This window comes from Dysgonomonas reticulitermitis (assembly GCF_054601275.1).
The window spans coordinates 173493-185143 of sequence record NZ_BAAHWU010000004.1; the positions used below are offsets into that span (position 1 = coordinate 173493).

Annotated in this window: 12 protein-coding genes; 3 read left to right on the forward strand and 9 right to left on the reverse strand. The window is 40.0% G+C overall.

The genetic code is table 11. The features are described from left to right. Positions 1-13 precede the first annotated feature (13 nt). Entirely contained in the window at positions 14-178 is a 165-nt protein-coding gene (locus ACYPZI_RS03810) for a hypothetical protein (RefSeq protein WP_459598761.1), read from the forward strand. A gap of 636 nt (positions 179-814) precedes the next feature. On the opposite strand, the gene ACYPZI_RS03815 is transcribed toward ACYPZI_RS03810, so the two are convergent. Continuing rightward, entirely contained in the window at positions 815-1351 is a 537-nt protein-coding gene (locus tag ACYPZI_RS03815; RefSeq protein ID WP_459598763.1) for an RsmD family RNA methyltransferase, read from the reverse strand. Then, positions 1348-2154 carry a DUF3822 family protein gene (locus ACYPZI_RS03820; protein ID WP_459598765.1) on the reverse strand — a complete coding sequence of 269 codons (807 nt, stop codon included), beginning with the start codon at positions 2152-2154 and terminating at the stop codon, positions 1348-1350. The genes ACYPZI_RS03815 and ACYPZI_RS03820 overlap by 4 nt, the downstream gene beginning before the upstream one ends. Positions 2155-2236: 82 nt before the next feature. Between ACYPZI_RS03820 and ACYPZI_RS03825 the strand changes: the two genes are divergently transcribed. Together ACYPZI_RS03825 and ACYPZI_RS03830 are read left to right on the forward strand one after the other, a co-directional pair. Beyond that, positions 2237-3646, forward strand: a complete 1410-nt coding sequence (locus ACYPZI_RS03825) for an ATP-dependent DNA helicase (protein WP_459598767.1) — start codon at positions 2237-2239, stop codon at positions 3644-3646. Between the two features lie 814 nt (positions 3647-4460). Beyond that, on the forward strand, positions 4461-4988 hold the full coding sequence (locus ACYPZI_RS03830) for a phBC6A51 family helix-turn-helix protein (protein ID WP_459598769.1): 528 nt from the start codon (positions 4461-4463) through the stop codon (positions 4986-4988). A gap of 639 nt (positions 4989-5627) precedes the next feature. On the opposite strand, the gene rsgA is transcribed toward ACYPZI_RS03830, so the two are convergent. The 7 genes from rsgA to ACYPZI_RS03865 all read right to left on the reverse strand — a co-directional run bounded on the left by rsgA (position 5628) and on the right by ACYPZI_RS03865 (position 11025). Beyond that, positions 5628-6554, reverse strand: coding sequence for a ribosome small subunit-dependent GTPase A (rsgA, locus tag ACYPZI_RS03835; RefSeq protein WP_459598771.1), 927 nt, complete (start codon positions 6552-6554; stop codon positions 5628-5630). A 91-nt stretch (positions 6555-6645) separates the two neighbouring features. After that, positions 6646-7209: a ribosome recycling factor gene (frr, locus tag ACYPZI_RS03840; RefSeq protein WP_459598773.1), complete on the reverse strand. Its 564-nt coding sequence runs from the start codon at positions 7207-7209 to the stop codon at positions 6646-6648. Between the two features lie 74 nt (positions 7210-7283). Beyond that, on the reverse strand, positions 7284-7994 hold the full coding sequence (gene pyrH / locus ACYPZI_RS03845; protein ID WP_459598775.1) for a UMP kinase: 711 nt from the start codon (positions 7992-7994) through the stop codon (positions 7284-7286). Between the two features lie 126 nt (positions 7995-8120). Then, on the reverse strand, positions 8121-8474 hold the full coding sequence (secG, locus tag ACYPZI_RS03850; RefSeq protein WP_459598777.1) for a preprotein translocase subunit SecG: 354 nt from the start codon (positions 8472-8474) through the stop codon (positions 8121-8123). Beyond that, the gene (locus ACYPZI_RS03855) at positions 8471-9253 is read right to left on the reverse strand and encodes a hypothetical protein (protein WP_459598779.1); all 783 of its coding nucleotides are present in this window, start codon (positions 9251-9253) and stop codon (positions 8471-8473) included. Before ACYPZI_RS03855 ends, secG begins: the two co-directional genes overlap by 4 nt. Positions 9254-9256: 3 nt before the next feature. Further along, entirely contained in the window at positions 9257-9772 is a 516-nt protein-coding gene (gene lptE, locus ACYPZI_RS03860) for an LPS assembly lipoprotein LptE (protein WP_459598781.1), read from the reverse strand. After that, positions 9769-11025 carry a sigma-54 interaction domain-containing protein gene (locus tag ACYPZI_RS03865; RefSeq protein ID WP_459598783.1) on the reverse strand — a complete coding sequence of 419 codons (1257 nt, stop codon included), beginning with the start codon at positions 11023-11025 and terminating at the stop codon, positions 9769-9771. The genes lptE and ACYPZI_RS03865 overlap by 4 nt, the downstream gene beginning before the upstream one ends. Positions 11026-11651: the final 626 nt, after the last annotated feature.

The window sequence follows — 11651 nt, forward strand, 5'->3', positions numbered from 1 at the left end:
AGCGGCATAGTACATGACAAAAAATATTGCAAAATCTTATATTGCCCTTACAGGGCGCGGTTTCGGGGGATTTCGTTTTCCCACCCAAGGCGTTGCCATTGGGCTATATTATGTAGCCCCTTCAGGGCATCGTGGAAAGAAACAGGCTGAAGGCCTGATATATTCCAGCCCGGGGTAACACCCCGGGGAGATGACAGACTAGGGAACCGTGCCCTGTAAGGGCAACATAATAAGTCTTTTAAATGTATGTAAAATATTTTTTGTCATGTACTATGAAAAGCGGGCAGATGCGGCACGAGAGGTCGGAAGAAATTCCAGCCCTTTTTTTATATTTATTTCTTTGAAATTCAATTAATTGCATTTGTCTGTTTGACCTATTTTGATTATTTTTATACTTTGATAATCAAATAATTATGACAATATTTTAAAACCACAAAATAGACATCGAACAATTATCAGGTGTCATACCCGAAGCCTTGTTAAACTACTTGTCAGAAAACGCGAAAGTGGATTATCATTGTTCGGCAGAACGAAACAGGCACCTTTGGTGGCTCTCCTCCTCTTATAAATATAAATCATCTTTTTGCTGTTTTGTATTCAATACTGTCAGCATATTTACAGAGTAAAAAAAGCATAGCCACAATATAAAGTAAAGGCAAGCATATGACGAACACGGCTATCAGTTGCCAACGCAGGCATCCGGGTTTGATGCGTATCCTGACGACCTGGCTGGCACGCCCGGAGATATAGAATACGGGACATCGGGATGACAACCTTTTCTTTTTTATATAGATTGCCTATCCTTTACAAATCGCTATTTCCTGAATATGCTGAAATTTACACTGCCATATACTCTTTTACTTTCAAACAGCGGCAGATTCGAAAAATCGTAGTCTCTCGGATGTTCCAGAATAAAAATTCCTTCCGGTTTTATCAGGTCTTTCCCGAAGATTAAATGAGGTACTTCTTCAAAATTTTTCAGATCATATGGTGGGTCAGCAAAAATAAGGTCAAATTGTTCTTTGCAGTGTTCCAGATAGCTGAATACATCCATTTTGAGTAAAGCCATTTCCGATTGTATCTTTAATTCTCCTTTGGTTTTTTCAATGAATGTCGAATGATTGAAATTTTTTTCTACACAGACGACACGCGGGCATCCTCTGGATATTAGCTCAAAGCTGATTCCTCCTGTTCCGCCAAATAAGTCCAGAGCTGAGGTTTCCTCCCAGTCTATATCGTTATTCAGTACATTAAAAAGGCTCTCTTTGGCCATATCGGTTGTCGGCCTTGCTTTAAAGCTTTTGGGTGGGTCGAATCTACGGCCTTTATACTTTCCGCTTATTATTCTCATAATATCAAAGATAGTAAATCGAGAGGAGCTTTCCGCGCGTCCTCGCTCCAAAAATGTATTTCACTTGGGGCGTTGACAAATTCTACGTTCTTAATATAATCATGCAAACGGCTGATAATAAACTTATCCGCGTTCCCCGATATATAAAGAAAGTCTTTTAGCTGATCCAGCTCATACCGTTCCCATAATTTAAGGATGAAGTAGAGTTGATTGTTAACAGGTTCGTTTTCGTATGAAAGGCAATGAAGCAACTTCCCATTCGAGAAACAAATAATATCCATAAATTCATCATGGAAGTTAAGATGCATTCTCGCCGCATTTTCATTCCCCCCTCTTTTTTCAAAGAGATTAACCAGGAGATTGGCGTGATGATAAAATTGAGGAGTCCACAGATTTCTGGAAAGGAACTCGAAAACTTTCCGGTCGATATTGAATAGCGCGACAATATCCTGGCTCTCTATCAAACCCGATGATAGATGGCTTACTTTATCGACATGGGTGAAGTTGTATAAAGTTTCCTTCTCTTTATTCCCAAAATATGAAGCCGGAACCAGGTCATAATCTTTTGAGACAAATATGACATTTGTTTTTCTGAATCGTTGGGTGAGAAAATTCAGATCGAAAACAATTCGTTGAATATTATCCAGATAGTTGTCGTTAGCCGAAAACGTGGTTTCCCGCAGGCAAAAACTCTTTCCGGCGTTAGGGTCGGATATAGAGAACATAAAGCCGTTCGTTTTGACGCGAATGGTTAGGATATATTTCTCTGACCGGCCAAGGTCTATATTTTCGGGTAAGAACATATTCTTGATTTTCTGCGTACAAAGTTAGAAAAAGATATTTTTATCCACTACTTTTGATAGTCAATTCGTCTTTTAACCCATTATGATCAGTAATTTCTTTAAAGAAAAAATAAAAACCAACTTTCCTTTTGAGTTGACCCCGGAACAAGAATCAGCTCTTGACAAGATTGTTGATTTTCTGTTTTTGCAGAAAGAAGAGTCCCTTTTTTTATTAAAAGGGTATGCCGGTACGGGTAAATCATCCTTGCTAGGGGCGCTGGTTAAAACAATGACAGAGTTTAAGCAAAAAACCGTGTTACTGGCTCCCACAGGGCGGGCTGCAAAGGTTTTTTCATCCTATGCAAATCATTCCGCTTTTACCATTCATAAAAAAATATACAGGCAACAACGGTTCTCCGGTGACTTTGGAAGTTTTGGACTGATGGATAATCTCTATAAGGATACGCTCTTTATAGTAGACGAAGCGTCCATGATCAGTAATATCGGAGGCGATTCGGTATTCGGGACAGGCTGTTTGCTCGATGATCTTATTCACTATGTATATTCCGGTGAAAATTGCCGCCTGCTGCTGATAGGAGATTCTGCTCAGTTGCCACCTGTTGGGGAGGACGATAGCCCGGCTTTGCAGGTTTCTGTGTTGGAAGGCTATGGCTTAGAGGTAAGGGATGCTATGTTGTCGCAAATTGTACGGCAAGCAGAGAGTTCAGGTATATTATTCAACGCGACGAATATACGCGATATATTGAATAGTGGTGAAACAGAAGATTATCCAAAACTGACTCTGGGAAAGTTCCCGGATATTGTAAAAATATCGGGTGAAGACCTGATAGATGAAATTTCATCGGCTTACGATAGGGATGGATTAGAGAATACGATGATAATATCGCGGTCGAACAAGCGATCGAATGTATATAATCAAGGTGTACGAAACCGGATTTTGTATCGCGAAGAAGAATTGTCGACAGGCGATATGTTGATGATAACAAAGAACAATTATTATTGGACAGAAAAAATTGAAGGGATAGATTTCCTTGCCAATGGGGAGATTGTCGAGGTGTTACGTGTACGTAGCGAACGGCAACTTTATGGTTTTAAGTTTTGCGATGTGTTGGTAAGGAGTATGGATTATGATATGGAATTGGAGATCAAAATATTGATGGATACTCTCTATTCCGATGCTGCCGGACTGACCAGGGAACGTTCGCAGGAACTATTCTTAAATATTCTTGAAGATTACGCGGATATTCCTACGAAGCCTGAAAGGATGAAGAAAATAAAGGCAGACCCGTTTTATAATGCCGTACAAGTAAAATTCGCATATGCCGTGACTTGCCATAAAGCGCAGGGTGGGGAATGGGCGAATGTGTTTCTCGACCTGGGCTATATATCTCAGGAACATTTAGGGACAAATTTCTATCGATGGCTCTATACCGCGATTACACGTGCCAGTAATAAATTATATCTGATAAACCTGCCGGAAGAGTTTTTATAATAAAAGAAGGGCTGTCTCAAAAGGTAAAACTCTCGTCATTGCGAGGGTTTGCCCGAAGCAATACATTAATAATCAATACTCTGGATTGCTTCACTTCGTTACCAATGACGGCAACTCCATCTTTTGACACAGCCTCCCCGCGCTCAATTTTTAAACACTGAGTACCACTGAGAAGGCACTGAGGTTCACTGAGACTAAAAAAACTCCGTGTTTCTCAGTGTCTTCTCTGTGTAACTCAGTGTTATAATCCCGGATTTATCTATACAGGGGGGGAGTAGTAAGTAGTAAGTAGTAAGTAGTAAGTAGTAAGTAGTGAGTAGTGAGTAGTAAGTAGTGGGTAGTAAGTAGTAAGTAGTAAGTAGTAAGTAGTAAGTAGTGGGTAGTAAGTAGTAAGTAGTAAGTAGTGAGTAGTGAGTAGTGAGTAGTGAGTAGTAAGTAGTAAGTAGTAAGTAGTAAGTAGTAAGTAGTAAGTAGTAAGTAGTAAGTAGTAAGTAGTGAGTAGTGAGTAGTAAGTAGTAAGTAGTAAGTAGTAAGTAGTAAGTAGTAAGTAGTAAGTAGTAAGTAGAGGGTAGTGTACTGTACTGGAAATAATTGAATCTTTAAATCTTTAAATTTTTAAATCTTATTTACGTATGAAATATTCGGACCCCCGCTCGCGCAGACGTCTCGTCTGTGTGTTGCGTAGCAAACATTTTGCTCTATCAAGCAAGACACGGACTAGAAGTCCGCGCCAGCAGATGAGTAGTAAGTAGAGGGTAGTGTACTGGAAATAATTGAATCTTTAAATCCTTAAATTTTTAAATTTTATTTACGTATGAAATATTCGGACAAGTTAGTAAAGCGTATCGTGAGGCTTATGGAAACTGATATGTATACCGTATCGGAAATTTGTGATGCTGTAGGAATCGACAGGAAGACATTCTATGAGTGGAAAAACGGGAAGCCGGATTTCCGCAAGGCAGTGGAGGACGCGGCAGACCGTTGCGACGAATTGCTGGTGAAAACGGCCCGGATTTCGTTGAAGCAGCGGCTTGAAGGTTATATGGTTACTGAAGAAAGGATTACTTACGAGCCATCGCGTCATAATCCGTCTGAGGAAGTGGAAAAGTCCCGTGTGGTAAAGCATAAGCAATACCCTCCCGACCTGCGGGCTATCCAGTGGGTATTGGAACGCAGCGAGCGTAAGAATGCTGAAGAACAGCGGTTTCCATCGACAAAGTTAGAGATACGGGTACCGGATGCGGGCTCTGTCGGGATGCTCAAGGCTAATTTGCAAAAAATGGGTATGGAGCAAGAGGATATTTCGATCGTTCATAGTGGCCGGGAGGAATTTTCAATTTGAGAATTAGCAAATGAGAAAATTAGCGAATTAGAAAATGAGTGTGGAGTTTGTTACATTTTAGTTAAAAGTTATGAGTAGACGAGATACGAGGTACGAGTTGTTGGCTGTTGACTGTCGCACGTCATTGCGAGGGTTTACCCGAAGCAATCCATTAATAGTCAATACTCTGGATTGCTTCACTCCTGTTGGCTCCGCCGATTTTCAATTCGCAATGACGAAAAGGCCTTGTTGACTAACTACTAACTACTGTTCACTGTGGAGTTTGTTACATTTTAGTTAAAAAGATACGAGTTTTAAGTTTTAAGTTCCGAGCGCTCACTACTGACTACTGAAGAATTATGAATTAAACAATATATTAAATATTGATAACCAATTTGCCCGTAGGGCATCCATATTAATAGAAAAAACGTGCAATACAACAACAAATCCCCGGAGGGGATTCACGAATGGACAGGTGGATGCCCTACGGGCAACTTATGAGGGGATTAGGCTGTTTCCTATTGATATGCAAGCCCTACGGGCTATTAGAAGGTATAGCCTTGTTGACTGATAACTGATAACTGTTGACTGATAATTGTTGACTGATGACTGATGACTGTAGAGGTTTGTTACTTTTTAGTTAAAAAATTTGCATTAAAGCTATTTGCGGTATTTCTCGTCTTCCTCTTCCTCCATCATACTCAAGTATGACTTGTACCGGCTTTCACTGATATAGTGTTGTTCTACAGCATTGCGGACAGCGCAATCCGGTTCATTGATATGAATACAGTTATTAAACCGGCAATCTTTAGAGAACTTAAAAATATCGGGAAAGAAATGAAAGATTTCTTCTTTTTCCATATCCACAGTGCCAAAGCCTTTAATTCCGGGAGTATCGATTATAAAACCTCCCTGAGGCAGTTCTATCATTTCCGAAAATGTGGTCGTATGCATTCCTTTTCCGTGATAGTCCGATATAGCGCCTGTTTTCAGGTTAGTATCAGGTATCAGAGAGTTTATCAATGTAGACTTACCTACGCCGGAGTGACCTGAAAACAGCGTGGTTTTATTTTTTATTTTCTCTTGTAAAGTAACCATACCTTCATTTTTCAAAGCAGATATCTTTATACTCGGATAACCTATATACTCGTACATGGCTATTATAGCATTCATGTATTCGGTTTCCTCTTTTGTATAAATATCCGTTTTGTTGAAAATCAGATTTACGGCAACTCTATAGGCTTCGGCCGACGCCAGAAAGCGATCTATAAAGACGGTCGATGTAACCGGATGGTTTATGGTTACGATAAGGAAACAAAGGTCTATATTGGCAGCAAGGATATGGGATTGTTTCGACAGGTTCGAGGATTTACGGATAATATAGTTTTTGCGATCTTCTATCTCTGTGATAAGTGCGGTTCCTTCCTCGTTTTCGACAATGACAACCCTGTCGCCAACGGCTATCGGATTGGTGCTACGTATGCCTTTGAGGCGAAAATTACCTTTGACCTTGCATTCTACATCCCGTCCGTCGTATGTCCGGGTTAGATACCAGCTACCTGTATTTTTTATTACCAGACCTTTCACTGATTTGAAAATTACCAGATTTGAAAATTAGCCAATGAAAAAAATCTTACAATCTTCAATTGGCTAATTTTCAAATCTTTAAATTGGCTAATTATACAGTCAATATTTCTTTTTCTTTTGCCACAAAAACGTCATCTATCTTCTTGATGTACTTATCGTGAAGTTTCTGCATGTCATTTTCGGCGTCTTTCCCAACGTCTTCTGCAACGCCTTCTTTTACTGCTTTTTTGATGGAGTCGATTGCATCGCGACGGGCATTTCTGATGCTTACTTTTGCTTCTTCGGCTTCTTGCTTTGCTTGCTTTACCAGTTGCTTACGGCGTTCTTCTGTTAGCGGGGGAATCGACAGGCGGATAATTTCTCCGTTGTTGTCAGGAGTAATACCTACATCTGAGTTTAAGATAGCTTTCTCTACGTCTTTCAACATTTGTTTTTCCCATGGCTGAACAATAATTGTCCGGGCATCAGGGGTATTGATAGCCGCAACACCACTTAGCGGAGTAAGTGTTCCATAATAGTCTAGCTTGATGCCGTCAAGAATATGAGGATTTGCTTTTCCGGCACGAATGCGAGATAGGGTTTCATCTAAAAATTCAACGGAAGCCAGCATTTTAGCTTCTGCTTTTTGTTCGATTTGTTTTAGGTCTGCTGCCATATTTGTATGATTTATTATTTCAAGATTCAAAGATTCAAAGATTCAAAGATTTCCAATATACTACTGACTACTGACTACATATGCACATAAGTACCGATATTTTCACCTTTCATCAGCTTTTCCAGATTGCCTGGAGTATCCATGTCAAAGACAACGATCGGTAAATTATTCTCCTTACACATAACAGTCGCTGTCAGATCCATTACTTTCAAGCCCCGTTTGTAGACTTCATCGTATGATATGGATTCGAATTTAGTTGCAGTAGGGTCTTTTTCCGGGTCTGCCGTATAAACTCCATCTACACGTGTACCTTTCAGCATTACATCCGCTTCTATTTCTATACCGCGTAATGATGAGCCTGTGTCGGTCGTAAAGAACGGATTCCCTGTTCCACACGACAAGATTGCGACCTCTCCACTTTGCATAGACTCTATTGCTTTCCATTTACTATATATTTCTCCTATAGGTTCCATGCGTATAGCTGTGAGTACGCGTGATTTTTGACCTATAGCTATCAGCGCGGAGCTTAGAGCAAGGCTGTTTATGACCGTGGCCAACATTCCCATTTGATCACCTTTCACACGATCATATCCTTTGGAGGCTCCACTCAAACCCCTAAAAATATTGCCGCCGCCGATGACAATGCTTATCTGTACACCCATATCGGCTACAGCTTTTATTTGTGAAGCATATTCGTTGAGACGTTTCTCGTCTATGCCATATTGTTGTTCACCCATTAGGGATTCTCCACTCAGTTTAAGAAGGATTCTGTTGTATTTTGCCATATCTAGTTTATATTAATGCAAATCTAATATATTTTGCTAAATAATGAAAGACCAAGACGAATCTAATGCCTTATATACAAAAAAGCCTGCTGATTTTCAGCAGGCTCCTGTATTATTCAATCCTGATTAATTTTCAGGTGTTGTTGCAGGTGTTTGTTGAGTCCCTTGGCTTGCAGGAATGTTTGTTGACATATCCGGCGTTCCTGCCGGAACCGGTTGTTGAGTTTCAATCTGTGTAGCAGGTGCATTGATACTGCCTTTAGGTCTTATCATTACACATACGATACTCATTATCATAATGAAACCAGCCAATCCCCAAGTCGTTTTTTCAAGGAAGTCGGTTGTTTTGCGAACGCCCATAATGGCATTTGATGAAGAAAATCCTGATGACAGACCTCCTCCTTTTGAGTTTTGTACTAAAACTATCAACACTAAAGCAATAGCAGCGATAACAATTAATATGGTAACAAGCGCGATCATTTTTTATCTTTATGTTTTGTATTTATAATCAATTTTTCGAGAAAACCCAATTGGTCTGCAAAGTAAATATTTTTTTTCGGATAATTCAAACTTAAATGTTTAATTATTTTATACGCCTTCTCGTACTTTTTCTGTTTTATATATATTTTGGCGAGAGTTTCCGTAAAAAATATGTCTTCAGTCAGTTCTTCTTCATTTTCTCCCTCATTTCTTTCTTCACCCTCCTCATATTTATCTTTTCCTTTGATCTGGATACGGATTTCACCTTCTTCCGATTTGTTGATAAAAGAGTCTATAATGCTTTGGTGCTTCAGGTTAATTGTTTCTTCTTGATTTTCTTGTCCTGAAGTGCACCCTGTAAGTTTTAAAGCCTCTTCACTTTGTGCGTATGAGAGGTAATCTGTACTAGCCAAGCTGGAGTGAGAAATATTATATTCCAAATCAGACGTTTCTTCATCGCGAGATTCGAAAAATGCGTTTAGCAATATGCTGGTTTTATCTTCATTTATTTCTTTTTTACTTGTTTGGGCAAAGAAACTATCATATTCTTCACTGAATATATAATAAAACAAAGCTCTCCGGTCATTTATAGAGATACTTAACCGTTCCAGCTCATTTTTATAGCCGTTGTCGCTGTCAGTGTACAAAGATTTTAAATAGGCAAAGATCGCAGCTTGAAAATATGGATATTCTTCGATAAGCTCTCTTAGCGATTCTGCTTCTTGCCTATTTGCAGTAGCATCCTTTTTGATGAACTGATAAAACTGTTGAATATCCATTCTTTACCAATTGCCCATTGTAGCATTGAATATCTGGTCTACAATATCTTTGTTTAATTCTTCTATGAGCTGATCCTGTACCTCGGTAAGCATTCTGCTGCTGGCAAAATCCCGGTATGCCGAAATCGTTTCTTCTTTATCTTCTTCCGGTCTTTTATTATTACGGAAACGGAATTTCACAGACATGGTCAGGCGGGTTTCCGATGCCAGGTTAATGCCCTGATTGTTTTCTTTTACAGATAGGGGAGTCAGATCGTAGCGGACAATCTCGCCTTCTATCTCCATCGACGGATTTACATCGGTTAGCTGTAGCTTCGTGCCTCGTACAAATACGTCCTTCATCCGTTCGTTAAACGTTTGCGTTAGCGGCGGATAAACGAGTGGTGCCTGATTCTGGAAATCACGGATATTGATGGTCGGATTTTCTTTATAGTCGATATTCGATCCATTAAATTTATATGAGATCGTGCAGGCCACCATCGCTATGGATAAAATAACAAGCGAGATTATTCTTTTCATAGATTTTCCAAATTATATTCTTTTATTTTACGATAGAGTGTACGTTCCGATATTTTCAAGTCTTTTGCGGCGTTTTTTCGTTTTCCGTTGTGACGGTCCAATGCTTTTATTATCATGTCTTTCTCCACATCCTGCAACGAAAGGGTTTCTTCTTCATAATCGGGGTCGTATATAACATCTGCTTCTGTAATATCGGCAGGTGTGTGCAGGTTTTCTTTTAAGGGAATAGCTGCCCTTTCATTTTGATTAACGACCATTGGCGTAAGAGGGGGGTCGTTGTTTATTATTGGAGCAGAAACTATATCCGAAGCCTTTAGGTTTCCGGCTACAATGTCGTGGACGATCTTCTTTAGTTCGTTCATGTCTTTTTTCATATCGAACAGCACCTGATATAGAATCTCACGTTCATTGTTGAATGTCTTCTGATCGTTACTCAAATTGCCAATAGGCACTAATCCTACTTCGTTAGCCGGGAGGTATAATTTAAGTATATCGGCTGTAATTTCTCTACTTTGTTCTATAATAGATATTTGTTCGGTAATATTTTTCAATTGGCGGATATTTCCGGGCCAATAGTAGTCTTTCAGCATTCTGCGCGCTTCGTCTGTCAATGAGATAGGAGGCATGCTGTATTTTTCAGCACAGTCGCCGGCGAATTTTCTGAATAGGAGAGGGATGTCATCTTTCCTCTCTCTGAGCGCAGGAATTCGTATTGGAACAGTATTCAGGCGATAATATAAATCTTCCCTGAAACGACCGTTGCGGGTTGCTGTTATCATATCCAGATTAGTAGCAGCGACAACACGTACATCGGTTTTCTCTACTTTCGACGAGCCTACTTTTATAAATTCTCCGGTTTCCAATACACGCAACAACCGGGCTTGCGTAGAGAGCGGTAATTCTCCTACTTCGTCCAAAAATAAAGTGCCTCCGTTCGCAACTTCGAAATATCCCTTGCGTTCACCGGTAGCTCCTGTAAATGAGCCTTTTTCGTGGCCGAAAAGCTCCGAGTCAATGGTACCTTCGGGTATAGAGCCGCAATTGACAGCTATGTATGTCCCATGTTTGCGGTGGCTGAACTGATGAATAATTTGCGGGAAGTTTTCTTTACCCACGCCACTCTCTCCTGTCACCAGCACCGACATATCGGTGGGGGCGACCTGGAGGGCAATATCTATAGCCCGGTTCAGGTCGGGACTGTTCCCGATGATACCGAAGCGTTGTTTTACTTGTTGAATATCCGGTTTTGCCATATGCTTAGTCAGTAATGTTTAACGAAACCTGACAAAATTACATATTTATTCGGTTTGTGTCAGTCTTTTTTAGTGAAGATTTCTAAAAGTTATCAGTCAACAGTCAACAATTATCAGTCAACAATTATCAGTCAACAGTTATCAGTCAACAGTTATCAGTTATCAGTTATCAGTTATCAGTCAACAAGGCTATACCTTCTAATAGCCCGTAGGGCTTGCATATCAATAGGAAACAGCCTAATCCCCTCATAAGTTGCCCGTAGGGCATCCACCTGTTCATTCGTGAATCCCCTCCGGGGATTTGTTGTTGTATTGCACGTTTTTTCTATTGATATGGATGCCCTACGGGCAAATTGGTTATCAATATTTAATATATTGTTTAATTCATAATTCTTCAGTAGTCAGTAGTGAGCGCTCGGAACTTAAAACTTAAAACTCATAACTTTTTAACTAAAAAGTAACAAACCTCTACAGTAAACAGTAGTTAGTAGTCAGTAAACAGTCGACCTTTTCGTCATTGCGAATTCGAAGAATCGGCGGAGCCAACAGGAGTGAAGCAATCCAGAGTATTGATTATTAATGGATTGCTTCGGGTAAACCCTCGCAATGACGTGCGACAGTCAGCA

Excerpts from the sequence above, each read along its gene's own strand:
- ACYPZI_RS03830 (WP_459598769.1), top strand. The coding sequence starts at position 4,461 with ATGAAATATTCGGACAAGTTAGTAAAGCGTATCGTGAGGCTTATGGAA.
- ACYPZI_RS03825 (WP_459598767.1), top strand. The coding sequence starts at position 2,237 with ATGATCAGTAATTTCTTTAAAGAAAAAATAAAAACCAACTTTCCTTTT.
- ACYPZI_RS03810 (WP_459598761.1), top strand. The coding sequence starts at position 14 with ATGACAAAAAATATTGCAAAATCTTATATTGCCCTTACAGGGCGCGGT.
- pyrH (WP_459598775.1), bottom strand. The coding sequence starts at position 7,994 with ATGGCAAAATACAACAGAATCCTTCTTAAACTGAGTGGAGAATCCCTA.
- lptE (WP_459598781.1), bottom strand. The coding sequence starts at position 9,772 with ATGAAAAGAATAATCTCGCTTGTTATTTTATCCATAGCGATGGTGGCC.
- ACYPZI_RS03820 (WP_459598765.1), bottom strand. The coding sequence starts at position 2,154 with ATGTTCTTACCCGAAAATATAGACCTTGGCCGGTCAGAGAAATATATC.
- secG (WP_459598777.1), bottom strand. The coding sequence starts at position 8,474 with ATGATCGCGCTTGTTACCATATTAATTGTTATCGCTGCTATTGCTTTA.
- ACYPZI_RS03815 (WP_459598763.1), bottom strand. The coding sequence starts at position 1,351 with ATGAGAATAATAAGCGGAAAGTATAAAGGCCGTAGATTCGACCCACCC.
- frr (WP_459598773.1), bottom strand. The coding sequence starts at position 7,209 with ATGGCAGCAGACCTAAAACAAATCGAACAAAAAGCAGAAGCTAAAATG.
- ACYPZI_RS03855 (WP_459598779.1), bottom strand. The coding sequence starts at position 9,253 with ATGGATATTCAACAGTTTTATCAGTTCATCAAAAAGGATGCTACTGCA.
- ACYPZI_RS03865 (WP_459598783.1), bottom strand. The coding sequence starts at position 11,025 with ATGGCAAAACCGGATATTCAACAAGTAAAACAACGCTTCGGTATCATC.